The organism is Mesorhizobium sp. 01N446 (assembly GCF_056399285.1).
Window position 1 is genome coordinate 683,296 of sequence record NZ_JBFTRA010000002.1, and the last position, 26,986, is coordinate 710,281.

Below are 26,986 nucleotides of genomic sequence, written 5' to 3' on the forward strand. Positions count from 1 at the left end.
GGCGCCCGTTGCCGAGCGCCCCGGTTCGAAAGACTATTTCTGGATGCAGGTGTCGACCGTATCCTTGGTGCATTCGTCGAGGCCGGTGAAAACCGGATCGTCGACCTTCTTGCCCTCGATCAAGTCGATCATCACCGACGGCGCCTTGTAGCCCATTTCAAAGGGCCGCTGGCCGACCAGCGCAGTGACGAGGCCGTCGCGGGCGATCGCCACCTCGTCGCCGATCGTGTCGGCGGCACCGATGACGAAGTCGTTGCTAGCTATCCGGTCCTTGAGCGGCCCGAACAGATCGCGATAGGGCTGCGGCGCGCCGAACAGCGGCCAGCCGCCCATGATGCCGAAGGCGTCGAGCTTGGGATTGGCGGCGAGGATGTCGGTCATCGCCTGAACGCCCTTGGCGCCGTCGTCATTGGTGAACACCGGGCAGCCGGCGACTTCCGTCCATCCGCCCTCGCCCGCAAGTGCCGCTAGGCCTTCCTTGCCCGACAGGGCGTCACGCATGCCTTGCGCGCGGCGCAGGATGTTGTCGGCCGCCGGGTTGCCTTCGATCGTGCAGATCGTGCCGCCATTCGGCTTGCCCTTCTTGATGTACTCGCCGATCTTCTTGCCCATCAGATAGTTGTCGGTGCCGAGATAGGTCTTGCGAAGGGCTGCGTCTTCCTTGGCAAGGTCGGCGTCGACGGTCATGATCGGGATCGTCGGATTGGCGCTCTTGATCGTCTGCGCGATCAGCGGCGCGTTGGACGGCGAAATCGCCATCGCCACCGTGTCGGGCTTGCTCAGCATATCCTGGACGATCTGTGCCTCGCCGGCCTCGTCGGAAGTCGACGCCGGACCGGTGTAGAAGCATTCATATTCCGAGCTGGCGTTCTCCTTGTTCCATTTCTCGCAGCCCTGATGGATGGCTTCGAAGAATGGATTGTCGAGACCTTTCACCACGATGACGAGCTGCTTCTTGGCCAAAGCCGGCCCGGCGCCCAGCGCCATGGCGGCGACGGCGGCGAGCAATACTGTTTTCCTCATGTCAGTCCTCCCTTGGAAACAGACGGACACGGCGTGCCCGCCACACAAATCGGCTTGAATGCGAGATGGCAGAGCCAACGCTCGTGCCGGCAGGCAAAGCCGATAAGCATTTTCAGATGCGGCCGGACCGGCAACGCGCCGGAACGGCCGATAACCTCCCACCGGTCCCGCCGCAAGAATAGCCTGGGACCGGAAATCTTTCTCCGACCATCAACTAATAACGGCGCGGCGCCAACGTCAATTGCTATTTGTCCTACAAAACGGATTTTTCGGAACCGTATGTCACTATTCGTCTGACAAATACCCTATTTCTTGTCGATCCGACAATTGACGCCCGCGCGGGCATTCGCGTAAATGCCGGTCAACGTTGCTTCCGGGAGGAATGGGGAGCACGATATAGGCGCTGCGACCTGGAACAGGCGGCAGCAAGGCATGGGGAGGCTATAGGCTGGTGGCAGTTCTCGAACTCACCAATATCTCGAAGCATTTCGGCGCCATTCAGGCGGTCAACGACGTGTCGCTGTCGATCGAACCCGGCCAGGTCGTCGGCCTGATGGGCGACAATGGCGCGGGCAAGTCGACGCTGGTCAAGATGATCGCCGGCAATTTCCACGCCAGCCATGGCACCATGCGCATGGACGGCAAGGAATTGATCCTGAACAAGCCGGCGGAAGCTCGCCAGCACGGCATCGAGATCGTCCACCAGGATCTTGCGCTCTGCAACAATCTGACGGCCGCCGCCAATGTCTATCTCGGCCGCGAGCTGCGGCGCGGCATCGGCCCATTCCGCATCCTCGACTATGCCGCCATGTACAAGCGCGCCGGCCAGCTCTTTGCCGAATTGAAATCCGAGACCCGCCCGCGCGATCTCGTCAAGCAGATGTCGGGCGGCCAGCGCCAGGCGGTGGCGATCGCCCGCACCATGCTGTCGCAGGCCAAGATCGTGCTGATGGACGAACCGACGGCGGCGATCTCGGTCAGGCAGGTCGCCGAGGTGCTCAACCTGATCCGCCATCTGCGCGACCAGGGCATCGCGGTGGTGCTGATCAGCCACCGCATGCCCGACGTGTTCGACGTCGCCGACCGCGTCATCGTCATGCGGCGCGGACGCAAGGTCGCCGACAAGGCAATCGCATCGAGCTCGCCCGAGGAAGTCACCGGGCTCATCACCGGCGCCATCGAGCAGGTCTCGTAAGCGCGGCTAATTTCACCAGGCTGGCGCGTATCGCAGCCGGCAGGAAAGGTCGATAATGGCAGTCACCCTTGACCAGACGATCGCACAGAAGCAGCACAGTTTCCTGTCGCGGCTATTGTCCGCCCAGACCTTCTGGGTGGTCATCGCCGTCATCCTTGCCTGCATCTTCCTGTCGTTCGCCACCGACGCCTTCGCGACGTCGAAGAACCTCTACAACATCACCCGCAACATCACCTTCGTCGCCATCGTCGCGCTCGGCATGACCTTCGTCATCATCACCGGCGGCATCGACCTTTCGGTCGGCTCGGTTCTGTGCCTTTCGTCGATGGTGCTGGCCGTCACGATGCATGCCGGCTATTCGATCGAAATCGGCATCCTGGCCTCGATCGCCACAGCGCTTGCCATCGGCGCCTTCAACGGCATCCTGACCGCCTATCTCGGCTTTCCACCTTTCGTGGTGACGCTCGGCATGCTGTCGATTGCCCGCAGCCTGGCCATGGTCGCCTCCAACAACACCGTCGTCTTCCAGTTCGGGCCCGACCACGACAAGCTGCTGGCGCTCGGCGGCGGCGCCTGGGTGTTCGGCATCGCCAATCCGGTGCTCTACATGATCCTGCTGGCGTTGATCACCGGCTTCGTCCTGCGCTGGACCAAGTTCGGCCGGCACATCTTCGCCATTGGCGGCAACGAGCACGCGGCAACGCTGACCGGCGTCCCGGTGAAGCAGATCAAGGTCGCCGTCTACATGATATCGGCGCTGTCGGCGGGCATTGCCGGCATCATCCAGACCGGATGGCTCGGCGCCGTCACCACCAATCTCGGCACCGGCATGGAACTGCAGGTGATCGCCGCCACCGTCATCGGCGGCGCCAACCTGGCCGGCGGCGTCGGCACCGCCTTCGGCGCCATTGTCGGCGCGGCCCTGATCGAGGTGATCCGCAACAGCCTTGGCCTGCTCGGCATCAATGCCTTCTGGCAAGGCACCTTCATCGGCGGCGCCATCCTGCTTGCGGTGCTGTTCGACCGCATCCGCAATTTCCGGCGCAGCGACTGAAGTTGAGGCGTCTTTCCTTCTCCCCTGGCGGGAGAAGGAAAGTGCCAGGCGTTATTCGTTTCACTCCTATCGCTCAGTCTGAAAATCAGCCGGAGCGAGCCGCCACCGATCCCCGCCAACAGCCTATGTCTTGACGGAAACCGGCAACCGGCAGCACAATCTCCGGGCAGGCGAAGGGAGGCCAGTCGTCTGCGGGAGGATATACCCATGACGGACGCGATCAGGCTCTACTGGGGCCGGTTCGGACATGTTTCTGTCCTGAATGTCGCAAGCGACTTCGTCACCCATGCCCATGTCGAGGCGCATCTCATCATCTGGCTCGAAGGCACCGCCGGAGAGATGACCATCGGCCGCGAGACGGTGCGGCTCGGACCATGCACCGCCGCCGGCATCAATTCCTTCCAGCCGCACAGCCATGTGCTGTCGCAAAACGGGACGCCCGGTCTGTTTCTCGCCTTCTACATCGACCCCGACTGGGCGCGCCGGCGCCGCGACCTGCCCCCTTCCGCACCGCTGTTTGCCCAGGCCGCTATCACGCTGGAGCCCTGGCTGCACCAGGCCGCCGCCAGCCTGCTCGACCATCTGACCGACAATGAAAGCGTCGACGATGTCGCCAATTACGAGATAGAGCGCTTTATCGATTCGGTGCTCGATGCCGCCGACGCCTCTGCGCCGCAGGAGGCGCGTGCGCGCATCAACACCATGCAGGATTTCCGCGTCCGCAAGGCCATCCAGCTGATGAAGGCCAATGTCTGCGAACGCATCTCCTTCGATGACGTGGCGCGCAGTGTGGGCTTGTCGCGGCCGCATTTCTTCGCCTTGTTCAAGGAACAGACCAATCTGACGCCCAATGTCTACTGGAACACGCTGCGCATGGAGGAAGCGGTGCGGCAGCTGCAGTGGTCGCAGGAGCCTCTGATCTCGGTCGCCTGCAATCTCGGCTTCACCACGCAAGGCAATTTCTCGCGCTTCTTCCGCGACCATGTCGGCGTGCCGCCGACACTCTATCGCGAGGCCGCGCGCGCAACCGCCTGAGCCCGCTTTTTCAGACTCCTTGATACGCGCGCAAGACGCATTGATAAGCGTCGCTCGAGCCACCGCCCTACCCTTGCCCGACTGTCGCATTCGCAAGGGAACGTCCTATGGCAAAAGTCACCATCTCCAGCGTCATCGACGCGCCGGTCGAAAAGGTCTGGGCGCGCATACGCGACTTCAACGGCCTGCCCGGCTGGCATCCGCGCATGGTCGAGAGCCATATCGAGGACGGCAAGGATGCCGGCACGCTCGGCTGCGTGCGCAATTTCGAGCTCGCCAGCGGCGCCCGCATCCGTGAAAAGCTGCTCGACTTCTCCGATGAGAATTTTCTCGTCAGCTACTCCATCCTGGAAACGCCACAGCCGCTCACCAACCACAAGGCGACGCTGCAATTGCGCCGCGTCACCGATGGCGACCGCACCTATGCCGAATGGACCGCCAGCTTCGATGCGGCACCAGAGGAAGCCGACAAGATTGCCGCCGGCATGGGCGCCAACGTGTTTCAGGGCGGTTTCAACGCCCTGAAGAGCCATTTTACCGGCCAGAGCTGAATCGGGCTTCAGGAGCATTCCATGGCGCTTGCCCTCCAGACATTCCCGACCGTGAAGGACGCCAATGCGGCGCTGCAGACGGCCGGCACCCGCTATCTCGGCGGCGGTACACTGGTCATCCGCGCGGCCAATGAAGGCGATGTTTCGGTCTCCGGCCTTGTCAGGTCGACCGACCCGGCGCTGTCGGCCATCGCGATTGCCGGGGGCAAGGTCCGCATCGGCGCTTCGGTGACCATGGCGGCGATCGCCCGTCATCCCGACCTCGGTGCGCTTGCCAAGGCCGCGCGCGCCGTCGGCGGTCCGGCGATCCGCAACATGGCGACGATCGGCGGCAATCTGTTCGCGCCGGCGCCCTATGGCGATTTCGCCGTGGCCTTGCTGGCGCTCGACGCCACGGTCGGCACCGAGGATGGCGAATTGCCGATCGAGATCTTCCTGGCCAAGCGGGACGGCAGCCGTGCCATCGTCACAGCAGTCAGCTTCACGCTGCCGAAGGACGATAGTTTCCGTTTCCTGAAAGTGTCGCGGGTCAAGCCCAAGGGCGTCTCGGTGCTGAGCATCGCTGCCGTTCTGGAGCGGGTTGCCGATGGCACCGTGTCTTCGGCGCGGATCGCGCTTGGCTGCATGGCCGACCGCCCCGTGCGGGCCAAGGCGGCGGAAAAGGCGCTGCTGGGCAAGTCGCTCGACCGGGACGGCATCGCGGCGGCATTGGCCGCCGTCACCGAAGGCATCGCGCCCATCACCGATCCGATCGCCAGCGCCTGGTACCGCGCTGAAGTCCTGCCGGTCCATCTCGGCCGGCTGCTGCTGAGCTGAAATCACCCGTTGGGGGGCGCGCGTCTGCCCGATCCGTCGGGCAGGCGCGCAAGGAGGAAACATGGCGAAGGTCCCGGTTCAATTCACGCTCAACGGCTCCGAGAAAGCCGAATTCATCGACAGCGGTACGACGCTGCTCAACGCGCTGCGCGACAAGATCGGCGACACCTCGCCGAAAGGCGGTTGCCACCAGGGCACGTGCGGCGCCTGCTCGGTCATCGTCGACGGCGAACTCAGGCTGTCTTGCCTGACCTTGGCCGAGACCTGCAATGGCGCGGCCATCACCACGACATCCGGCCTCGCCGAAGGCGGCGTCCTGCATCCGCTGCAGCGCGCCTTCCTCGACACCTTCGCCACGCAATGCGGCTTCTGCACGCCGGGCATGATCATGGCCGCCAAGGTGCTGCTCGACCACACGCCCGATCCCAGCCGCGACGAGGTGGTGGAGGCGCTGTCGGGCAATATCTGCCGCTGCACGGGCTACGAGCCGATCATCCAGGCGGTGCTCACCGCGGCCCGCGCCAATTCGCAGAACGCGGCCTGAGGGAGCTACGATGGAACTGCGCAAGAATTACTTCGCCGATGTTCGCAAGGACGATCTGCACGAAATCGGCCAGCCCAGGCCGCGCTCGGATTCGCCCGGCCACGTCACCGGCAAGACCGCCTTTTTCGCCGACCGCAACTTTCCCGGCATGCTGCACCTGAAGATGGTGCGCAGCCCGCACCACCACGCCCGCATCCGCTCGATCGACACATCCCAGGCTGAAAAACATCCTGGTGTCGTCAAGGTGCTGACCGCCAAGGACGTACCGCACAATGTCTACACCATCCTGATCCTCATCCAGATCGGCCCCGAGGACGAGACGGTGCTGGCCGACGGGAAGGTGCGCTGGAAGGGGGAGGCGGTGGTGGCGGTGCTGGCCGAGACCGAGCGCGCCGCGCAGGAGGCCGCCGCCAAGGTCAAGGTCGACTATGAGGTTCTGCCGGCCGTCTTCGACATGGAGGAAGCGCTGAAGCCCGGCGCGCCTTTGGTCAACGAATATCACGGCCAGAATTACTATCTCTATGACAGCGGCGATTGCCGCAAGGTACGCTTCGGCGATGTCGAGGCGGGCTTTGCCGGCGCCGATCACATCCTCGAACAAAGCTACCAGTCCTCGCCGATCGAGCATGCGCCGACCGAGACCACCGGCTGCGTGGTGGCGCCCGAAGGCAATGACCGCTTCACCTGCTACACCAACACGCAGGCGATGTTCTTCACCCTCGACAACACCTCGATCATCCTGCAGATGCCGGGCTCGAAGCTGCATTTCGTCGGCGGCACGGTCGGTGGCGGCTTTGGCGGCAAGGTCGACGTCATCGTCGAGCCGATCGCCATCCTTGGCGCCAAGCTAACAGGACGACCGGTCTGTTTTATCTACAGCCGCGAGGAGGAGATGCAGATCTCCTCGCCCCGCGCCGCCGAAAAGGTCATCATCAAGGACGGCGTCATGAAGGACGGCCGCATCGTCGCGCGCAAGGTCACCGGCTACACCGATGCCGGCGCCTATTCGCGCCACTCGCCCTATGGCGCGCAGAAGGGCGCCGGGCATTATCCCGGCCCCTACACCATCCCGAATGTCTGGATCGACACCTATTGCGTCTACACCAACCGCACGCCGTCCTCGGCCATGCGCGGCTTTGGCGTCACCATCGGCGACTTCGCGCTGGAGGTGCAGATGGACAAGCTGGCGCGGCTGATCGGCATGGACCCGCTCGAATTCCGCTTCATCAACGCCTATCGCGACGGCGACATGAAGGCGCATCGCCAGCCGACGGAAGGGGCAGCACTCATCGAATGCATGCAGGAAGCCTCGCGCGCCGCCAACTGGCCGGTGGCGGAGAAATTCATGGCGATGTCCTCCTACAGGAAGGGAGCCTGATATGGCGATCCGGCGTGGACGCGGCGTGGCCGCGATCAACTATCCCACCGGCATGAACCTCGGCGGCGACCCGACCCAGGCGCTGGTGCATTCGACGCCGACCGGCAATTTCATGGTGACGCTGTCATCCGTCGATCTCGGCCAGGGCATGAAGCAGATCATGGCGCAGATCTGCGCCGAGACCATCGGCGTGCCCACCGACCGCGTCGTCGTCGACACCGCCGACACCGATACCGGCCCGCACTGCATGGGCACCTTCGCCTCGCGCGGCACCCACCGCGCCGGCAACGCCGTCATCCAGGCCGCCCGGGAAGCCCGCCAGGTGATGCTGGAAGTGGCGGCCGAGGAATTGGAGGTCAACGCCTCCGATCTCGAGACCGACGGCCAGGGCAACATTCTGGTCAAGGGTGCGCCGCAAAAGTCGATCTCGATCTTCGATGTCGCTTTGTCGGCGCATTTCAAACGCGGCCGGTCGATATCGGGACGCGGCATGTTCCTGATCCCGCGCTCCTATCCGGAGAAGGAGACCGGCGCGATGAAGCCCTCGACCTGCTACGCGCACGCCTGCACCGTGGCCGAAGTCGAGGTCGATGACGAAACCGGCGAAGTCACCGTGCTGACGGTCAAGAACGTCTTCGAGATCGGCCGCGCGCTGAACCCGAAAATGGTCGAGCAGCAGCTGGTCGGCGGCTCCTGGATGGGCATCAGCCACGCGCTCTACGAAACCACCGAGCCCTACTACCCCAACCGCGACCATGGCGGCACCGACTTCAACCAATATCTGATGCCGGGCCCCGGCGATCTCGCGCAAACCGAGATCATCGTGCTGGAGCGTCCTTCGGCGGATGGTCCCTACGGCGCCAAGGGGCCGGGCGAAATGTGCGCCAACCCGCAGATCCCGGCGGTCGCCAACGCCGTCTTCGACGCCGTCGGCGTACGCATCGACACGCTGCCGATCACGCCGGAGCGCATCCTGCGCGCGCTCAAGGCGCAAGCGGCGAACTGACATGCCCGAGGTGAAAGCCGAGACTGTCGCGACCTCGCCGGAGGCGGTGGCGCAGCACCTCGCCGCCTCGCGCTATCTGGCCGACGACAGCCTGGCGACCGCCATCTTCCTGGCGATCCGGCTGGGCAAGCCGTTGCTGCTCGAGGGCGCGCCGGGTGTCGGCAAGACCGAGGCCGCGAAGGCTGTCGCCGATCTACTCGGCCGCGATCTGGTGCGGCTGCAATGCTATGAGGGCATCGATGCCGCGCACGCGCTCTACGAATGGAATTATCAACGCCAACTGCTCGCCATCCGCCATGCCGGCGAGCATGAGATCGACATCTACGACGACCGTTTTTTGATCGCCCGCCCGCTCCTGCAGGTGCTGAAGGCGCCGGAGCAACGCGTGCTGCTGGTCGACGAAATCGACCGTTCCGACCATGAATTCGAAGCGCTGCTGCTCGAATTCCTCTCCGATTTCCAGATCAGCATCCCCGAGCGCGGCACGATCCGTGCCGCCGCCCAGCCGATTGTCATCCTGACCTCGAACCGCACCCGCGAACTCGCCGAAGCGCTGCGCCGCCGCTGCGTCTACCACTGGATCGGCTATCCCGACGCCGAGCGCGAGGCCGCCATCATCATGCTGCGCGCCGGCGATGTCGCTGAAGGCACCGCACGCGCCGTGGCGGCAGCCGTGCACACCATCCGCGCCCGGCCGCTCGCCAAGCCGCCGGGCATCGCCGAAGCGGTCGAATGGGCCAATGCCGCCACCATTCTGGAAAAAGGCGGCAGCCCGTGGCCCGAAGCCTTCCGCCGCGCCATCGGCGTGCTGATCAAGGACGAGGAAGACCTCTCCTATATCGCGCCGGAGCTTGGTCGGATTGTCGAGGAGGCGCTGGCGTGAGCCGGGACCTCGACAACCCCTTCTCCCCGTTTACGGGGAGAAGGTGCCCCGAAGGGGCGGATGAGGGGCAGCGCCATGGTGGGCAGAAGGTGGCGCCGCCCCTCACCTGCCTGCCGGCATCAGGGGTCGAGCCGCCTGTCTCGACCCGTCCTTCGGACCCCCGTAAACGGGGCGAGGAGAAGTTCCCCCGCGCCGCCGCGCCCTTCCTTGGCTTTGCCCGCCTGCTGCGCCGCCACGCTTTCCCCGTCGCGCCCGAGCAAGTCTCCAGCTTCATGCAGGCGGTCACACTGCTCGGACCACGCTCGATGGCCGACATCCACGAGGCCGCCCTCGCCACCCTGGCGCCGCAGCCCGACCGCCGCGACGAATTCGAGGCGCATTTCCAGAGCCATTTCTACGGCAACACTTCAGCCGTGATCGAAGGCGAAGCGGACGAAGAAACCCGCATCAAGGACGATGGCGGCGCCGACGACGAACGGATCGAAGCCGTGCACACCCAGGAAGGCGGCGAACTGTCGTCCGCCCTGGAACAGCTGAGCACACGCGATTTCCAGCGCGACGACGACAGGCTGGCCGCTTTCCGCCGCAAGCTCGCTTCGGCTCTTCCCGCCCGCCGCTCCTTCCGCACCGTGCGCACTCCTTCGCGCGGCAAGCTCGATCTGCGCCGCTCGCTGCGCGAAATCGTCAGCGCCGATGGCGATGTCCCCTCGCCGCTGCTGCGCCGCCGCCAGACCGTGCCGCGCAAGCTGCTGCTCTTGATCGACGTCTCCGGCTCGATGAAGCTGCACACGGCGGACTACCTCAAGCTGGCGCATGCGGTGGTGCAAGGCGCGGACCGTGCCGAGATATTCACCTTCGGCACTCGGCTGACGCGCATTACCGCTGCCTTGCGCATCCGCGACCGCGATCAGGCGCTGGCCCGCGCGGCGGCCCAGGTCGACGACTGGGACGGCGGCACCCGCATGGGACCGACGCTGCTCGCTTTCCTCTCGGTGCCGCGCTTTTCGTCCTTCGCGCGTGGTGCGGCGGTGGTGATCCTCTCGGATGCGCTCGAGCGCGGCGATCATGCCGAGCTGGAGACCGCGATACGAAGGCTGAGTGCCCGCGCTTTCCGGCTGTCGCTGGCCACGCCCTTGGCCGGCGATCCGCGCTTTCGACCGGCCACGGCGGCGCTGCGCGCCATCCTGCCTGACCTCGACGACCTCATCGACGGCTCGTCGCTGGACAGCCTCACCGATTTCATCCTGTCGCTCGCCCGCCCTGCCCCTGCGGCATCGACAATCTGGAAAAGGGTATCGTGATGCAGAAAGCCATCGACGCGCATTTCCACATCTGGCGCCAACAGGACCAGCCCTGGCTGGTCGGGCCGATGGTGCCGCGCATCTTCGGTCCCTACGAGCCGATCCGCCGCGACTATCCGATCGGCGAATTCCTCGAGGACCAGAAAGGATCAGGCGTCGAGAAGGCCGTCTATGTCCAGACCAACTGGGCGAAGGAGGATTTCGAGAAGGAAGTCACCTTCCTGCAGAAGACCGCTGACGAGACCGGCTGGCCGCACGCCATCGTCGGCTATACCGATATGACGGTCGACGACATAAGGCCCCAGATCGACCGGCTGAAAAAATATTCGCTGCTGCGCGGTGTGCGGATGCAACTGCACTGGCACGAAACCCCGGCCTTCCGCTTCGCCGCCTCGGCCGATCAGGTCATCGACCCCAGAGTGCGCGCCAACGTGGCGCGGCTGAAGGACTATGGCCTGTCCTTCGACCTGCAGCTCTTTCCCGCCCAGATGAAGGACGGGCTGACGCTGGTTGGCGAAAATCCCGGGATCAACTTCATTCTCACTCATGCCGGCATGCTGACCGGCTTGGATCAGGAAACCACCGAGGCCTGGAAGGCTGGCCTGCGCACGCTGTCCGCCGCGCCCAATCTCTATGCCAAGCTGTCCGGTCTCGGCACTTTCGCCCACCGCAACGACCCGGCGCTGATTGCGTATATCGTCGACAACGCAATCGATATTCTAGGGTCGGACCATCTGATGTTCGGCTCGAACTTCCCGATCGAGAAACTCTGGACCAACCACGCCGAACTGATCAAGGCGCACCGCGACGCGGTGGGCAGGCATGGTGCGGAAGCCGAGGCCGATATTTTCTGGAACACGGCGGAGAAGGTTTATCGGCCGGTGTAGCGCTCTCTTCCCTTCTCCCCTTGTGGGAGAAGGGAAGACCCGCGATAAAAAGCCCTTACTGCGTCGGCAGCATGCCTTCGACGTCGCTGGCCGCGTCATTGAGCGCTTCCTTCGGTGTCGCCGACTGGTCGACGATGCGCGACAGATTGTCGACGATCGTCTGCGTCACCTTCACACCATTGGTGCCCGGGAAGGCATACCACGGAACCATCAGCGGCATCTGGCTGAGCCCAGCCTGGAAGAGCGGGTTCTTCTTGTAGAAATCGCCGAGATAATCTGATGACTTCGCCGCGAGTTCATTGTTGGGGACATAGCCAGTGCCCGGCACGACGACGGAAGCGCCATAGGGGCCGGCGGCGAATTTAGCGAACTTCCAGGCAGCCTCCTGCTTGGCCGCGTCCTTGGTCAGGATGACCACGGCATTGCCGCCCGTCGGCAGATGGCCGTTGACCGGATCGATCAGCGGGATCTTGGCGGTGCGCAGCGTGAACTTGTCGCCGACATTCTTGATCGTGTTGACCAGCGCGCCGGTGGTCTGGAATTCGAAGCCGACCTTGCCGGCCGCGAAGGCCTGCTCGCCCGCGGGCTTGGTGAAGACCGGCATGCCGCCCTCCTTCACCATCCGCTGCAGGATCTCCACCGCCTTTTCGCCTTCCGGACCGTTGAAGGCGACCTTGCTTTCGTCCTCGTTCAGCATCTTGCCGCCGGCGCCGAACAGCAGCGCCGAGAACATCCAGTCATCGCCCTGCCAGCGGAAGTCGATGCCGTCGACGCCGTTGCCGAGCGCCTTGATCTTGCCGCCGAGCGCGATCACCTCGTCCCACGTCTTGGGCGGATTGTCCGGATCGCCGCCGGCCGCCTTCACCAGGTCGGCGTTGTAATACATGATCGGGTTGGAGGTGGCGAAGGCAAGCCCAACCTGCTTGCCGTTGACCTGCGCCAGCTTCAGGATCGTGTCGGAGAAGCCGAGCTCCGCCATATTGCCTTCCTTCTTGACCAGCGGGCCGAGATCGACGGCGACGTCGCGCTCATTGAGCATGCGCAGGCGGTTGAGGCCGATGAAGGTGATGTCGGGCATCTCGTCGGTGCCGGCCTGGCGAAGAATGGTCTGGATGCCTTCCTCATAGGTCGCCGACGGGCTGGCGAACTGGATCTTGATATCGGGGTTTTCCTCCATGAACTTCTTCGAGATCGTGTCCATCACGTTCTTGAAAAAGCCAGGCATCGGGTAGTGAACCGTCAGCGTCGTCTCGGCGTAGGCCGGAAGGGCCGCCGCCAGCGACACCGCCGCCGCGGCGAAAATCCTGGAAATATGCTTCATTGCTGGTTTCTCCTTGTTGGCCCAGTCAGTTGTTGGCAAATCAGCCTTTGAGACCGGTCATGGTGATGCCCTCGACGAAGCGCTTCTGCGCGAGCAGGAAGGCGGCGACGAGAGGAAGGGTTATGATCAGCGTGGCGGCCATCAGCGCGCCATAGTCGTCGCCGGCCTCGGCGGCGCGGAAATACATCAGGCCGAGCGGCGGCGTGGCGTAGGCCTGCTTGCTGACGACGATCAGCGGCCAGTAGAGGTCGTTCCAGTGCGCGACAACGGAAAAGATCGCGAAGGCGGTGACCGCCGGCCACGCATTGGGGACTATGACGCGCGCCACGATGCCGAGTTCGGACATGCCGTCGAGCCGCGCGGCGTGCAGCAGGTCGTCGGGCATGGCGCGGAAGAACTGCAGGAACATGAAGATCGCGAACACCGATATGGTGAAGGGCGCGACCAGCGAGGTGTAGCTGTTCAACAGCGACATCCTGTCGAAGGCGACGTAGAGCGGCAGCGCGGTGGCATGGATCGGCACCAGCAGGCCGAGCATGACCAGCACCATCATCAGCCGCGCGGCGCGGAACTTCAGCTTGGCCATGGCGTAGGCGCAAGGGATGGCCACCACGACCTGGAAGAAGAAGATCAGGCCGCAGACGACGACGCCGTTCCACAGCAGCGTCGCCATCGGCACCTTGGCAAACGCCTTGGCGAAATTCTCGGCGAAGTAGAAATGCTGCGGGATCAGCGCCAGCGACGAGGTGAAGATGTCGCTCTGCGTCTTGCCCGCCGTCGAGATCATGAAGATGTAGGGCGCAAGGATCATCAGCGCGCCGAGCGAAAGCAGCGCGAAGCGGATGATGCGGCCGGCCGGAATGCCTGTCATGTGTAGTGCACCCGCCGGTCGAGCACGCGGTATTGCAGAAGCATCAGCACAAGCAGGATCGCCAGGAAGGCGACCGTCATCGCCGAGGCGTAGCCGACGCGCAGATAGACGAAACCCTCCTGGTAGATGGTGAAAAGCAGCACTTCGGAGGCCTTGTTGGGCCCGCCATCGGTCAGCATTTTCACCGTCTCGAAAACCTTCACCGCATTGGTGACGCTGATGGTGACGACGAACAGTGTCGTCGGTCCGAGCATAGGCCAGGTGACCAGGAAAAACCGGTCGAGCGCCGATTGCGCGCCGTCGACATGGGCGGCGGCATAGAGCTCGCGTGGGATCGCCGTCAGCCCCGCCAGGAACAGCACCATGTTGAAGCCGACCGACTGCCAGATGCCGATGATCGACAGGCTGTAGAGCACGGTGTTCGACGCGCCGAGCCAGTTCGGGCCGGGAATGCCGGCGAGCGAAAGCAGCGCATTGAGCGGCCCGATCGTCGGGTGGAAGATGTATTGCCAGACGGTGGCCATGGCGACGATCAGCGATGCGACGGGCAGGAAATAGACGGTGCGGAAAAAGCCGCGCGCCCGCCCCTCGCCTTCGATCAGCAGGGCAACGCCGAGGCCAAGCACGATCGAAACCGGCGCGACGATGGCCGTGTAGACCGAGGTGTTCCACAGCGACCGGCGGAAGGTGCGGTCGTTCAAGAGATGCGCGTAATTCTCGAAGCCGACGAAGCGGAACTTGCCGTAGCCGAGCTCGAAATCGGTGAAGCCGAGAAAGATGACGGCGGCCACCGGCAACAGCACGAACAGCAGCAACAGCACGATGGCCGGCGCTGCCAGCAGCCAGGCGGTCCGGTCCTCGCTGCGTGCGCGCAGTGCCGCGGCGCCCGGCATATTGCCCGCCAGCGCGACGCTAGACATAGGCCGGCTCCTGCCGCGCGCCCGCCGCGATGCGCAGCCGCTTTCCCTCAGGCCCGAACACCATCGCCTGTTCGGGGGCCAGAAGGATCCCCACCTTCATTCCGGCGATCAGGTCCCTCGCCTCCTGCGGCGCCAGCTTGGCGACGACGCCGTCGCCGGAGGTGTCGAGCCGGCAATGGGCAATCACTTCCGAGCCGAGGAATTCGAGGCGTTCGATCCGACCGGCAAGGCCGCTGCGCCCGCTGGGGGACAGTTTGACGAATTCAGGCCGGATGCCGACGCTGACCGGTCCGTTCGCCACCTTCTCCAGCAAAGCCAGCCGCATGCCTTCGAACTCGACACGGCCGTTCTCGGCCTTCGCCGGGATGATGTTGATCCTCGGCTGGCCGATGAAGCGCGCGACCTCGATATGGGCGGGATCGTTGTAGATCATTTCGGGTGCTGCGAGTTGCAGCAGATTGCCGCCGATCATCACCGCCACGCGGTCGGCCATCGAAAGCGCCTCGGCCTGGTCGTGCGTCACATAAAGCGTCGGCACGCCGGCGCGGCGATGCAGTTCGACGATCTCGCCGCGCGCATGGACGCGCAGATTGGCATCGAGGTTGGAAAGCGGCTCGTCCATCAGGAAGATCGAGGGCTGGCGCACCATGGCGCGCGCCAGCGCCACGCGCTGGCGCTGGCCGCCCGACATCTGCCCCGGCTTGCGGTCGAGCAGATGGTCGATCTTGAGCAGGCCCGCCATCTCGCGGACATCGCGCGCAATGCCGGTGCGGATTTCTTTCTGGCCAGGCAGCAGCGAGCCGACCAGCGGCAGGCGCTGCGACCGGCCGAGCCGCTTCATGGCGAGCGGCACGGCGATGTTCTGTCCCGCCGTCAGATGCGGGTAGAGCGCGTAGGACTGGAACACCATGGCGATGTTGCGGTCGGCCGCGGCAACCGGCGACATGTCCTTGCCGCCGACGAAGATGTCGCCGCTATCGGCATGGTCGAGCCCGGCCAGGATGCGCAGCAACGTGCTCTTGCCGCATCCGGAAGGGCCGACGAGCGCGATAAATTCGCCGGCTTCGACATCGAGGCTGACGCCATTCAGAATGGCATTGCCGCCGAAGGATTTCTTCAGGCCGCGAAGCGACAGCGCGCTCATGACGCGACCCGCTTTCGAACCTTGTGCGCCTCGTGCGGATAGACCTCGGCCACCACATCGTCGAGGACGTAGGTGGTCATGCCGGGGATGGCGACGATCTCGCTGGCGACGGTATCGCTGAATTGGTGGATGACGGCGCCAAGCAGCCGCTCGCCCGGCATGTCGCGCTCCATCTCGCCGACCACGAAAGCCGCCGACGGCCCCCAGACCAGCGATGTGTTTTGGTACTCGCCTTGCCATGCCCGGTGCAAATGGCCGCTGGCGAACAGCGCGACATCGTGGGCGGCGATCAGGTCGTAGAGGCGCTGGCGCTGCGCCGGCCTGACGCTCCAGTAGCCGGTATCGCCCTCGCCGGGCTGGTCGACGAATAGCGGCTTGTGGGCAAAGAGCGCGACGCGCCGGCCGCCGCGGCTTTCCAGCCCGGTGCGCAGCCATTCGAACTGCGCCTCGTCCTCGGCATCGTCAAAACCCATCAGCAGGCTGTCGAGCCCGATGAAGCGCCAGCTACCGGCGTCCTCCATCCAGTAGTCCGGCCCAACCAGCCGGCGCCAGCGCTCGAGGCGCGCGGCACTGACCGGCTGCAGGGAGCCTGGGAGATGGCCGACATCGTGATTGCCCGGCACCAGCAGCATCGGCGTGGAGATTTCCCGCATCAGATCCATGCAGAAGGTGATGTCGTCATCCTTGTCGGCACCGTCGACGCTGAGGTCGCCGGTGTGAATGACAAGGTCCGCGCCGCTCTGCGCGATCCAGGCGGCCAGTGGCTGCCAATTGCCGTTGAAATGCGCCTTGGTCGGGCTGAAATGGGTGTCTGTAATCTGAACGATTCTCATGCCGGCTCCACCATGCGAGCCGCGCCCCCAGGCGAGCGGCATCGCATGGGGCTTCCTTAGTGCCGTTCCATGTCACTTCCTTAACAGCGGCTGGGCAAACTGTGGACTAGCGTCGGCGGGGGTGTCAGCGGCGGCCGCCAATACGCAAAACACGCAAACGTGCAGGACGGGTCGCGACCTCCAAGGCGCGCGACCGACTTGTTCACAACGGTCGGCCTAAAACCTCGACCATATGCCGCTTGGAGCCGATGCTGACCGGCCCCGCCGTTCGTACCGGGCCAAAACCTTGCCCCCGCCAAAATCGAAGCGCCGGCTCATTTTCCATGAGCACGCCAAGCTCCACGCGGGTGACCTGCCGGGATTTCAGCCACCTGAAAAAGGCGTCGCAGATGGCCCGTCCCTACCCTTGACCGCGAAGGGTTTGATCGATCATGAGCAACGCAATCCACCAACACCCGGCTTGCGGATAGTCGCGGTCGCAAGCCAGCAAGCCGACAAATTCGCCATTGGCGGCTTTTAATCCGAATACGAATTTGTCGGCATCCGTCCGGTTGGGCGGAAAGCTTTCGAATTCCTCCCGCGCGCTGTCGGCATTGGGCGGCTCGCCTCGCTCCAGCACGGCATAATCCGAGCAGGCCTGGTATAGCGGCGCCAACCGGGGGGCATCGTTTCCGACCAGCCCTTCAATCTCGTAGCCGGGAAGCGAAATTGGAAATCTGGTCGTCTTGTCCATGAAGATTCCGGATCTGGCGCAGCCGCCTCTCACTTCACCTCGAATTGCGGATCGACCGGGATCTGCATCGCAGTCACCAAATGGTTGGTCTGTCCCGCCAGCCCGATGATCGACACCAGTTCGCCATGCTGCGCGTCGGTCATGCCCTTCGCCCGCGCCGCCCCAGTGTGTGAATGGACGCAGTAGGAGCAGCCATTGGCCGTCGACACCGCGATGTAGATCATTTCCTTGGTCAGCGGATCGATGGCGCTGTCCGCCACCATCACCGCCTTGAGCTGTTCCCACACCCGCTTCAGCGACGCCGGATCATTGGCCAGCCCGCGCCAGAAATTGTTGACGAAATCCGATTTGCGCGTTGCGCGGATATCGTCGAACACGGCCTTGACAGCCGGGATTTTGTCGACCTCGGCATCGCTGAGGAGCTTTGTGGTGGCCATGGCGTTTTTCCTTCGTTGGATCGGTGGATCAGGTCGTTGAATCAGGTCTCGAGCAAAGACGGCTAATCGGTTCTTCTGACTCAGTTTTCGATGCCGATTGGCGCAGAACGTTGATGGTTAGCCGAACCCTCTCAGCTTCGTCATCCACGGGCGGAGCAAGGAGCGAAGCGACGCGGCGCAGACCCGAGGATCCATGCCGGGACTCGGAAGCGTCGCCACGGTGCAGGATTCTGCTCCGCTGCACTCTTCGATAGGCGTCACGGAATGGATCCCAGGGTCTCCGCGACGGCGCTTCGCGCCTGCTTCGCCCTAGGATGACGAAGGAGAGACGACTCGGCCAACCGTCGGACGTACGCACCGGCCAGAACCTCAATGCACCGCCGCGTACATGATCTTCTCCTCCGTGGCCTCCGCCGGCGAAAACTCCTCGACGATACGCCCTTGCCGGCAGACCAAAATCCGATCCGACAGGTTCATGATCTCCGGCAGGTAGGACGAGATAACCACCACAGCCAGCCCCTCGTCGGCCAGCCGGTTGATGATCTGGTGGATTTCCGCGATGGCGCCGACATCGACGCCGCGTGTCGGCTCGTCGAAGATGACGATGCGCGGCTGCTGCACCAGCCCCTTGCCGATCACCACCTTCTGCTGGTTGCCGCCGGAGAGTTCGACCACGCGCGCATTGTCGTTGATCGCCTTGATGTTCAGCGTCTTGGTCCACTCCGCCGACAGTTGCCGCATCTCCTGCTGGTTGATCACCCAGGCCTTTTCGCGGCCCGCGGCGAGCAACCCGCCGAACAGGTTCTCGGCAATGCCCATCGTCTCGAAAATGCCTTCGCTCTTGCGATCCTCGGTGACGTAGACGATGCCGTCGGCCACCGCCTCGCTCGGCACGAGATAGCGTACGGGCCTGTCGTCGAGCTCGATCGCCCCGCCACGCAAAAAATCGCGCTTGTAGATGCCGGACACGATCTTGAAGGTCTCGGTGCGGCCGGAGCCGATGAGACCGAACACACCGGTGATCTGGCCCTCGAAGATCGAGAAGGAATTGTTGCGCACGACATTGCTCATCGAAATGTCCTGCACCGACAGCACCTTCTTGCCGGCCTTGCGCAGCCTGGCCTCGTCGCGTTGGCGGTAAATCTGCCCCGACAAAGTGCGACCGACCATGGCGGCGACAATCTTGTCGCGATCGAAGGCCGACGTGTCGTCGGTGATGACCAGTTCGCCATCGCGCAAAATGGTGATGCGGTCGGCAATGGCAAGCGCCTCTTCCAGCGCATGGCTGATGAAGACGATCGACACGCCGCTCGCCTTCAGCCGACGGATCAGCGCGAAGAAGTGGCGTTTTTCCTCCGGCGTCAGCGTCGCCGTCGGCTCGTCGAAAATGATGATCTCGGCATTGTGGTGCACCGCACGCGCGATCTCCACCATCTGCCGCTTGGCAGCACCCAGCGTCGCCACCATGGTGTTGGGGTCGACGGGAAAATTCAACGACTGCAGGAACTGCTGTGCTGAAATATACGTCCCGCGCAGCCGGTTGAGGAATTTTTCAGTACCGAGATAGAGGTTCTGCGCCACCGTCATCGACGGCACCAGGCTGGTCTCCTGGAACACCATGGCGATGCCGGCTTCGAGCGCCGCATGCGGCGAGGCATAGGCGATCTCGCGTCCCCTATGGAACATCTTGCCCGACGTCGCGTCGACCACCCCGGCGATGATCTTGGTCAAGGTCGATTTGCCGGCGCCGTTCTCGCCGAGCAGTGCGTGGATCTCGCCCTTGCGCAGGTCGAAGCTGACATTCTTGACCGCGGGCACGCCGCGATAGTTTTTGGTGACGTTTTCGAGCCGGACGATCGGTTCCATCAAAAACCTCCCGCGTCGAGCACGCAGTCGCCGCCTTTGGAAGCAATGAACAGCCGGCCGTCCTTTTCGACGACGCTGCAGATGCCGTGGCGCGTGCCGTTGGCGCGGCTGTGCAGGCTGAATTGCGGCTGCAGCTTTGCGTCGAGCCTGACAACCAGCCCGTAGGAGCGGCTCGGCGACCATGGCTTGTGGATGCCCATGGTGCGGATGCCGCCGCATTGCAGCGGTTCAAGGAAACTGCGGTTGGAGGCCAGCGCCGGCGCGATCCAGTAGGCCGGCGGCACCTGGTCGATCATGTCCTGGCGGTAGTGCGTTTCCTGCAGCACGAATTCGATCAGCCGGTTGCGCGGCGCGAACAAGGCCAGCCAGGCGCCACCATCGCCAGAAGGCGCAAGCCGCGCGGGATAGCCGGGCAGATGCGTCAGCACCGTCGAACGGCTGCCGGTCGCGCCATCGAAGCGGATGAGCTGATGGCGCCAGCTTTCGCTGACCAGCACGTCCCCGCCGATTGGGTGGAGCCCATAGGGAAAAGCGAGATCGCTGGCCACTTTGCGGAACGCGCCGCCCGTCGCGTCCCGCTTCCAAAGCGAACCGGACGCGCCCTTCTTCATCAGATCGGCAGCCCATTGCGACGGCGCATGCTCGGCCGACCCGTTGGCCAGCCACAGCGTGCCGTCCTCGGCGTAGGCGAGCGCGGTGATGCAGCCGACATCAGCCGGCAGCGAAACCTCCTTGCCTGATATCAGCAGCTTGCCGCTTTCCAGCGCCACCGTCAGCTCGCCCGATGGCGACAGGGCCAGCGCCGTTATCGGCGACGGAAAGGTCTCGATCACCTTGGGATCGCTTCCCGCAGCGAGCGAATAGACGGCGTTGCCGCTGGTGGTGAGCAGCCGGTCACCGAAAACCAGCAGATTGTCCGGCTCGATCAGTTCTGCAAAGGCCGGCGCGTCGTCCAGCCGGGTGTTGGGCCGGAAAGCGCCGTCGAGTGGCGGGATGGTCACCGCCTTGCCGCGAAACATGTCCAGGATCGGATCGAGGATCATGGCTTTGCTCCCCAATAGGAAGCAGGGCTGGTCCAGTTCGGGTCGGCGCCAGAGATCTTGTAGCGGCCGATGCGGTTGTTGAGGATGCCGCCGACGAAGAGATAGCCCTTGTGCTCGCGCATGGAGGTGACCATCGGGTGCGCATCGCCAGAGAGGTCACCCATCGCCTCGACGATGCCGCCTGTCTCGTCGAATTTCACCACGCCGCCGGTGTTGATGTTGGGAAACAGCCATTCGTCCTGCGGCAGCCGGCGGGTCATGCGCTTGCGCATGTCGGGATGGCGCAGCGAGAGATCGAAGCTCGGCGTGCGCATGCCGAGCCAGGCCATCCAGTAATTGCCGTCGGAAGCGCGGTTGATGTTGTCGGGATAGCCCGGCATGTCGCGGATAACGCATTCGGCGGTGCCGGCCTTCGGCCCTTCCAGCCAGTAGCGATGCACGCGGCAGGCCCAGCTTTCGGCGAAGAACAACGACTTGCCGTCATGCGCCATGCACACGCCATTCGTGTAGCGGTAGCCGTCGAGCAGCGTCTTCGTCGAGCCATCCCTGGGATCATAGACCAGCAGCCGGCCGGTGGCGCGGTTCTCGATCGAGTCCAGCGCCCAGTCATGCGCGTCATAGCGCTTGGTCGAGTCGGTGAAATAGATGCGGCCATCCGGAGCGATGTCGCAATCATTGGGATCGCGCAGCCGCGCATCGTCGACGATCGAGGTCCAGGATCGCGCCGTCTCGGCCGAGAGGCGTTTTACCTCCCGATCCGGCGAGACGGAATATAGCCCCATGGCGCCGACGCAGCTGATCAGATTGCCCGATTTGTCGAAGGCGAGCCCCAGCGGAAACCCGCCAATATGGGCGAAGACTTCCGACTGGACATAGTCGGGCGCGAAGAAGCGGACGATCTCGCCATGGCGGGTGCCGCAATAGAGATGATCGTCGCGGTCGAGGATGACATCCTCCGGCCCTTCCAGCTCGCCGAGCCCGATATGGTCCGCCGCCGACAGACGGTTGTCGAGTTCGTATGATGTGCCGGAGCCCGGCACCGCCGACTGCGTCTCGCCCATCCTGAGGTAGACCGGCGCGACATAGACTTCGTTGAGCACCTTGTGGCGGTTCTTCAGCCAGCGGATGTCGATGGTAACCGCCACCGCCAGCATGATGCCGAGCACCATCTGGTTGGTGCCGGTGCCGTAACCCAGCCGGATCAGGCCGTTGGTCATGGTCAAGACGATGATGGCGCCCATCAGCCCCTTGATCACCGAGCCGCGCCCGCCGCCGAGGCTGACGCCGCCGACCACCGCCGCCGTCAGCGCCATGATTTCGAGGTTGAGGCCCGTGCCCGGCCCTGCCCCGCTCAGCCGGCAGGCGATGAGGAAGCCGCCGATCGAGGCGCAGAAACCGGAAAAGACATAGGTCATGAACACGGTGCGGCGCACGCGGATGCCGGCATTGTGCGCCGAGCGCCGGGAGCCGCCGACCGCCAGCACATGCCATCCGGGCCGCGAGCGCGTCAGCGCGATATGGGTGACGATGGCAAGGATGATCGCCAGCCACACCGAGACCGACAGACCCCAGAAAGTGCTGTCGCCGATGAAGTCGAGCACGTCAGATGTGGCGGTCGAAAGCTGCACGTCGGCGGCGTAGGTGGTGACGAGGATATCGAACAGCGCCCGGCCGAAAATGAAGGTGACCAACGTGGTGAGAAAGGCGCGCAGCCTGAGGTAGCCGACGAGATAGCCGTTGATGGCGCCAAAGACCAGGCCGGTGGCGAGCGAAGCGGCCATCGCCAGCCAGATCGACTGTTCGAGGATGAAGAAGACATAGACGGCCGAGAAACAGGACAGCGCGAAGATCGAGCCGACGGAGAGATCGATGCCGCCGCCCAGCATCACCACCGTCATGCCGGTGACGACCATGGAGAACTCGCCGAGCTGGCGGGTCGATTCCTGCAGCGAATTCAGCTTGAAGAAGCCGGGAATGATCGAGCCGAAAGTCGCCAATGTCACCACCAGCGCCAGGAACGGAATGGCGTTGTCGGTCCAACGCTTGGTCAGGATCTCGCCGACCAGATGGTCGGGCACGAGATTGTAGCGCCAGGACTGGAGGCGTTCACGAAGGGACATCAGGTCACTGCAGCAAGAGAAAAAAGAAAACGGCCGGGCTATCCGCGGAGACAATCACGTCAGGTTTGCGCCGCACCTCACCCCACCCTCTCCCCGTGAAGAACGGGGAGAGAGGGTCGCCTGCGTTGGTGCGTATCCCTTCTCCCCGTCACTATACGGGGAGAAGGTGCCGGCAGGCGGATGAGGGGCAGCGCCAAGCTCAGGAAAGCCGGCTTATTTCGCCGCCGCTTCGGCCTGCAGCGCCTTCAAATCCCAGCAGCTGTCGGGCTTGAGGTCGGCCTTGGTCGTCGCCTTCTCCAGCGTGTAGATGTAGGTGTGCGAGGTGCCGGCCGGCTGGCCGCTCTGCAGCAGGAACTTGATGATGGCGTTCATGTCGCCCGACTGGCGGGCGAGATCGGTCATCACCACGGCGCCATAGGTGCCGTCGTTCAGCTTGTCGCAATCGGCCGCCTTTTCGCCGCCGCCGGTGGTGACCAGGAACACCTTGCCGTCGAGCTTGGCGTCGCGGATCGCGGCCGATGCGCCGGTGGCGTCACCATCCCAGAAATCGATGATCGAGCAGATGTCCGGGTTCTGCTGCAGCATGGTCGTTGTCACATTGCGCGAGGTCGTCGCGTCCCAGTTGGAGTCGGGCTTGGCGACGACCTTGAAGTCGGGATGCTTGTCCAGCACCTTCATGATGCCGGCATATTGATAGAGGCTGGAGGAGTTCGCCTGGTCGCCCTGCACCAAACCGATCTTCTTCGACGAGTTTTCGCCGCAGCCCTTGATCGCCGCTTCGGCTTCGAGCTGGCCGAGCCGGTCCCAGTCGCTGCCGACAAAGGCGTCGGCCGGGAAGTTGGCCGGGTTGTCGATCAGGAGCACGTAGGTCCCAGCGGCCTGCGCCTTCTTCATCAGCTTGGAATAGGAGTTGAGGTCCGGTGCGTGGATGATCAGCACGTCGGGCCTGGTGTCGGAGGAAATGGCGTCGGTGATCGCCTGCGCGCCGGCATCGACCACCCAGTTCGGATCGCGCGTTTCGAACGTGCCGCCCCAGGCTTCGACCTCCTTCTTCAGATAGTGCGCCCAACCCTGCGCCAGGTCGAAGCCCATGGCCAGCGGCACCAGCATGACGCGCTTGCCCTTCAGCGCCTGCGCATAAGCCGCCGGGCCCGGATCGTCGGCGGCGAAGGTCGGCGCCACGAAGGCGGTAACGGCGAGCGCCGTTGCGGCGGCCATGAGAGTTCTGATCAGTTTCATGTCACGTCCTCTGGTTCGGTTTTCATTGCCGGCCGATCGTCGCGATCGGGCCGGGTACCCCGAGCAGATGGGCTAGCCCATCTGCCCTAAATGTCGCCCTGCTGCGCGGTCTGCTCGTCGCGCGGGTTGATGATGCCGTCGACGATGATGGCGCCCAGCAGGATCGCCGCCTTGATCAGGTTCTGGTAAAGCAGTGGAATGTCGATGATGGTCATGGCGTTGAGCAGGATGCCGATCAGCGCCGCCCCCACCAGCACGTTGCGCACCCCGCCCCGCCCGCCCGACAGGCCGATGCCGCCGATCACCGCCACCAGCACGATGTCGTAGAGCAGCGTCGAATTGACGATGCGGGTGTTGATCGAGTGCAGGCTGGCCGCCGTCAGCAGGCCGGCGATCAATGCCACGAAAGCCGAGAGCACATAGCGCAGCACCAGCATCGGCCGCACCGGAATGCCGATGTTGCGCGCAGCGACCGGATTGTCGCCGGCGAAATAGATGTAGCGGCCCCATTTGGTGTAGCGCAGGAACAGGAAGAACAGGAAGGACAGGCCGGCGAAGACGAACACCTCGATCGGGATATCGAGGAAGCGCAGGCCGCCGAGCAGTTCCACCCAATGGCCCTGCGGCACCGGCACCGCATCCTGCGTGATCAGTTGCGAGCGCACATAGCCGAAGACGAAGGAGCCGGTCGCCAGCGTCACGAAGATCGCCGGCACGTCGGCATAGGCGACGAGAAAGCCGTTGAGCAGGCCGATGGCGAGCACGCCGGCCAGCACATAGGCGAAGGCCAGCCCGTCCGAAGTGCCGGTGTTGAGCAGTTGCAGGTACCAGGCGACCGACATCGCCATGATCGCCACCGCCGACAGGTCGATGCCGCGGCCGATGATGACGACCGCCATGCCGAGCGCCAATATGCCCAGCACCGAGACCGATCTGACGATGGCGACGAGGTTGTTGGGGTCGATGAAGCCCGGCAGGCCTATGGCCGCGGCAACGAACAGCACCACCGCGATGGCAAAGACAATGCCTTCCTGATTCAGGCTCTTGAAGTTTAGCCGGCCAATCGCGCTCATGTCTGCATTCGCCCCGATGGCAGCGCTGCCATCCCGAAAGCAAAGGCTAATCGGCTCGGCGCCGGTTCGTCAAATGAATCCGCGTTCAGAATGCGGTCTTGTGCCGATATTTGCCGAGTGGACGCATCGATTGCCGAAACTGGCGCAATGCTCGGAAACTCCTGCGTTTTTGGCAATTGATTGCACCAACGCAGCCATTCGCGAAAGCGTTGCATCAAGGCGAAAGGATGAGGGAGAATTTATCTCCGCATCAGGCGCGAAAATCCGGTTTCAATTCCCCGGCGTGTGGCCGGAAACCTCGGCACCGGCGCCGGGCGGCAGCACCAGAAAACGCAGCGCCGCCACCAGACCGATGGCGCCGATGACGAAGAAGGCGATTCGAAAATCGACGAGGTCGAGCGCGGGTTGGGCCCTGACGATCTGCGACAGATTGAGGATCGCCGCCGCCACGGCGACGCCGAACAGCATAGCCACCTGCTGCAGCATGGAGGACAGCGTCGCCGCCGAACTGCGCTGCGCGGCGTCGATGTCGGCGAAAGCCAGCGTGTTGAGCGCGGTGAACTGCATCGAGCGCGACAGGCCGGCGATCAGCATCAGCGCCACAACCAGCGCCTGCGGCGTCTGCGGCGAGATCGCGCCGCAAGCCATGATCGCGGCCGAGGCGATGATGCCGTTGACCACCATCACCGAGCGGAAACCGAAGCGCCGCAGCGTTGGGGTCGTCACCGTCTTCATGCCGAGATTGCCGAGGAAATAGGCCAGGATCATCAAACCGGCATCGACGGGCGACAGGCCGAAGCCTAGCTGAAACAAAAGCGGCAGCAGGAATGGCGTGGCGTTGATCGCCACCCGGAAGATGGTGCCGGCGGCAAGCGTCGAGATGGCGAAGGTCAGCACCTTGAACGCGGAAAGGTCGAGCAGCGGATGGGGCGCGCGCCTGAGGTGCCGCACCGCCAGCCAGCCGATGACGATGCCCGCCACGATCAGCGCAAAAGTCGAAAACACGCCGTCCTCGGGATGCGCGATGCGCTCGAGACCGTAGAGCAGGCAGGCAAGCCCCAGCGAAGTCAGGAAAAATCCCGGCCAGTCGAGCGGCTTGGGTTCCGCCTCGCGATCGCCCGGAATGAAGCGGGCGACCAGCGCCAGCCCGACCAGCCCAAGCGGGATGTTGATGAAGAAATTCCAGTGCCAGGACAGATAGGTGGTGATGAAACCGCCGAGCACCGGCCCGACGACGGGCGCGAACAATGCCGGCCAGGTGATGAGCGCGGTGGCATTGAGCAGCTCGGATTTCGAGGCATTGCGCAGGACGAGGATGCGGCCGACCGGCGTCATCAGCGCGCTGCCCAGCCCCTGCACGGCGCGCGCGGCGACAAATTGGGTCAGGTTTCCGGAAAAGCCGCAAGCAAGCGAAGCCAGCGTGAACAGCGCGATCGCCACGAGAAAGATGTTGCGCGCGCCGAAGCGGTCGGCGAGCCAGCCCGACAGCGGCACGAACACCGCCATGGTCAGCATGTAGACGGTGATGCCGATGCTCATCGCCACCGCCGGCACGCCGAAGGAGGCGCCCATCTGCGGCAGCGAGGTCGAGATGATCGTCGAGTCCAGCAGTTGCATGAAGAAGGCGATGGCGACGATCAGCGCCACGCGCCGCGCATTGGTGGCCGTTTCCGGTAAGGCTTCAGTGTCGGGAATGGCAGTCATGTCGGTACG

The 26,986-nt window shown here is 64.1% G+C and carries 26 protein-coding genes; 11 read left to right on the top strand and 15 right to left on the bottom strand.

What is annotated here, in order from left to right:
- Positions 1-33: 33 nt before the first annotated feature.
- Positions 34-1,023 (bottom strand): sugar-binding protein, encoded by a 990-nt coding sequence (locus AC1DPX_RS11580; protein ID WP_477236669.1) that lies wholly within the window; start codon positions 1,021-1,023, stop codon positions 34-36.
- Positions 1,024-1,474: 451 nt separating this feature from the next.
- Here AC1DPX_RS11580 and AC1DPX_RS11585 point away from each other — a divergent pair, with 451 nt between their 5' ends.
- From AC1DPX_RS11585 to AC1DPX_RS11635, 11 genes are all read left to right on the top strand, one after another.
- On the top strand, positions 1,475-2,218 hold the full coding sequence (locus tag AC1DPX_RS11585) for an ATP-binding cassette domain-containing protein (protein WP_407660541.1): 744 nt from the start codon (positions 1,475-1,477) through the stop codon (positions 2,216-2,218).
- A gap of 55 nt (positions 2,219-2,273) precedes the next feature.
- On the top strand, positions 2,274-3,272 hold the full coding sequence (locus AC1DPX_RS11590) for an ABC transporter permease (RefSeq protein ID WP_202358958.1): 999 nt from the start codon (positions 2,274-2,276) through the stop codon (positions 3,270-3,272).
- A 207-nt stretch (positions 3,273-3,479) separates the two neighbouring features.
- Positions 3,480-4,307 (top strand): helix-turn-helix domain-containing protein, encoded by an 828-nt coding sequence (locus AC1DPX_RS11595; RefSeq protein ID WP_477236671.1) that lies wholly within the window; start codon positions 3,480-3,482, stop codon positions 4,305-4,307.
- A 107-nt stretch (positions 4,308-4,414) separates the two neighbouring features.
- Positions 4,415-4,858 (top strand): SRPBCC family protein, encoded by a 444-nt coding sequence (locus tag AC1DPX_RS11600; RefSeq protein ID WP_477236673.1) that lies wholly within the window; start codon positions 4,415-4,417, stop codon positions 4,856-4,858.
- A gap of 21 nt (positions 4,859-4,879) precedes the next feature.
- Entirely contained in the window at positions 4,880-5,674 is a 795-nt protein-coding gene (locus AC1DPX_RS11605) for an FAD binding domain-containing protein (protein WP_477236675.1), read from the top strand.
- Positions 5,675-5,735: 61 nt separating this feature from the next.
- The gene (locus tag AC1DPX_RS11610) at positions 5,736-6,218 is read left to right on the top strand and encodes a (2Fe-2S)-binding protein (protein WP_477236677.1); all 483 of its coding nucleotides are present in this window, start codon (positions 5,736-5,738) and stop codon (positions 6,216-6,218) included.
- A 10-nt stretch (positions 6,219-6,228) separates the two neighbouring features.
- Positions 6,229-7,596: a xanthine dehydrogenase family protein molybdopterin-binding subunit gene (locus tag AC1DPX_RS11615; RefSeq protein ID WP_477236679.1), complete on the top strand. Its 1,368-nt coding sequence runs from the start codon at positions 6,229-6,231 to the stop codon at positions 7,594-7,596.
- Position 7,597: 1 nt separating this feature from the next.
- Positions 7,598-8,602, top strand: a complete 1,005-nt coding sequence (locus AC1DPX_RS11620) for a xanthine dehydrogenase family protein molybdopterin-binding subunit (protein ID WP_010910368.1) — start codon at positions 7,598-7,600, stop codon at positions 8,600-8,602.
- Between the two features lies 1 nt (position 8,603).
- Positions 8,604-9,485, top strand: coding sequence for an AAA family ATPase (locus tag AC1DPX_RS11625; RefSeq protein ID WP_477236681.1), 882 nt, complete (start codon positions 8,604-8,606; stop codon positions 9,483-9,485).
- Complete coding sequence (locus AC1DPX_RS11630) at positions 9,482-10,786, top strand: vWA domain-containing protein (RefSeq protein WP_477236683.1); 1,305 nt, start codon at positions 9,482-9,484, stop codon at positions 10,784-10,786. Before AC1DPX_RS11625 ends, AC1DPX_RS11630 begins: the two co-directional genes overlap by 4 nt.
- The gene (locus AC1DPX_RS11635) at positions 10,786-11,673 is read left to right on the top strand and encodes an amidohydrolase family protein (protein WP_477236685.1); all 888 of its coding nucleotides are present in this window, start codon (positions 10,786-10,788) and stop codon (positions 11,671-11,673) included. The genes AC1DPX_RS11630 and AC1DPX_RS11635 overlap by 1 nt, the downstream gene beginning before the upstream one ends.
- A gap of 55 nt (positions 11,674-11,728) precedes the next feature.
- On the opposite strand, the gene AC1DPX_RS11640 is transcribed toward AC1DPX_RS11635, so the two are convergent.
- From AC1DPX_RS11640 to AC1DPX_RS11705, 14 genes are all read right to left on the bottom strand, one after another.
- The gene (locus AC1DPX_RS11640; RefSeq protein WP_477236687.1) at positions 11,729-12,994 is read right to left on the bottom strand and encodes an ABC transporter substrate-binding protein; all 1,266 of its coding nucleotides are present in this window, start codon (positions 12,992-12,994) and stop codon (positions 11,729-11,731) included.
- A gap of 40 nt (positions 12,995-13,034) precedes the next feature.
- Positions 13,035-13,865: a carbohydrate ABC transporter permease gene (locus tag AC1DPX_RS11645; protein ID WP_477236689.1), complete on the bottom strand. Its 831-nt coding sequence runs from the start codon at positions 13,863-13,865 to the stop codon at positions 13,035-13,037.
- A complete protein-coding gene (locus AC1DPX_RS11650; RefSeq protein WP_477236691.1) occupies positions 13,862-14,785 on the bottom strand; it encodes a carbohydrate ABC transporter permease in 924 nt (307 codons plus the stop codon). The genes AC1DPX_RS11645 and AC1DPX_RS11650 overlap by 4 nt, the downstream gene beginning before the upstream one ends.
- Entirely contained in the window at positions 14,778-15,929 is a 1,152-nt protein-coding gene (locus AC1DPX_RS11655; RefSeq protein WP_477236693.1) for an ABC transporter ATP-binding protein, read from the bottom strand. Before AC1DPX_RS11655 ends, AC1DPX_RS11650 begins: the two co-directional genes overlap by 8 nt.
- Entirely contained in the window at positions 15,926-16,762 is an 837-nt protein-coding gene (locus tag AC1DPX_RS11660) for a metallophosphoesterase family protein (RefSeq protein WP_477236695.1), read from the bottom strand. The genes AC1DPX_RS11655 and AC1DPX_RS11660 overlap by 4 nt, the downstream gene beginning before the upstream one ends.
- 202 nt (positions 16,763-16,964) lie before the next feature.
- Positions 16,965-17,153: an N-acetyltransferase gene (locus AC1DPX_RS11665; protein ID WP_477237495.1), complete on the bottom strand. Its 189-nt coding sequence runs from the start codon at positions 17,151-17,153 to the stop codon at positions 16,965-16,967.
- A gap of 9 nt (positions 17,154-17,162) precedes the next feature.
- The gene (locus AC1DPX_RS11670) at positions 17,163-17,495 is read right to left on the bottom strand and encodes a GNAT family N-acetyltransferase (protein ID WP_477236697.1); all 333 of its coding nucleotides are present in this window, start codon (positions 17,493-17,495) and stop codon (positions 17,163-17,165) included.
- Positions 17,496-17,524: 29 nt separating this feature from the next.
- Positions 17,525-17,932: a carboxymuconolactone decarboxylase family protein gene (locus tag AC1DPX_RS11675; RefSeq protein ID WP_477236699.1), complete on the bottom strand. Its 408-nt coding sequence runs from the start codon at positions 17,930-17,932 to the stop codon at positions 17,525-17,527.
- Positions 17,933-18,301: 369 nt separating this feature from the next.
- A complete protein-coding gene (locus tag AC1DPX_RS11680; protein WP_477236701.1) occupies positions 18,302-19,798 on the bottom strand; it encodes a sugar ABC transporter ATP-binding protein in 1,497 nt (498 codons plus the stop codon).
- Positions 19,798-20,841, bottom strand: a complete 1,044-nt coding sequence (locus AC1DPX_RS11685; RefSeq protein WP_477236703.1) for an SMP-30/gluconolactonase/LRE family protein — start codon at positions 20,839-20,841, stop codon at positions 19,798-19,800. Before AC1DPX_RS11685 ends, AC1DPX_RS11680 begins: the two co-directional genes overlap by 1 nt.
- On the bottom strand, positions 20,838-22,961 hold the full coding sequence (locus AC1DPX_RS11690) for an ABC transporter permease (RefSeq protein ID WP_477236705.1): 2,124 nt from the start codon (positions 22,959-22,961) through the stop codon (positions 20,838-20,840). Before AC1DPX_RS11690 ends, AC1DPX_RS11685 begins: the two co-directional genes overlap by 4 nt.
- A gap of 213 nt (positions 22,962-23,174) precedes the next feature.
- Entirely contained in the window at positions 23,175-24,200 is a 1,026-nt protein-coding gene (locus AC1DPX_RS11695; protein WP_477236707.1) for a sugar ABC transporter substrate-binding protein, read from the bottom strand.
- A gap of 86 nt (positions 24,201-24,286) precedes the next feature.
- Positions 24,287-25,273, bottom strand: a complete 987-nt coding sequence (locus AC1DPX_RS11700; RefSeq protein ID WP_477236708.1) for an ABC transporter permease — start codon at positions 25,271-25,273, stop codon at positions 24,287-24,289.
- 270 nt (positions 25,274-25,543) lie between these two features.
- The gene (locus AC1DPX_RS11705) at positions 25,544-26,977 is read right to left on the bottom strand and encodes a DHA2 family efflux MFS transporter permease subunit (RefSeq protein WP_477236710.1); all 1,434 of its coding nucleotides are present in this window, start codon (positions 26,975-26,977) and stop codon (positions 25,544-25,546) included.
- Between the last annotated feature and the right edge of the window lie 9 nt (positions 26,978-26,986).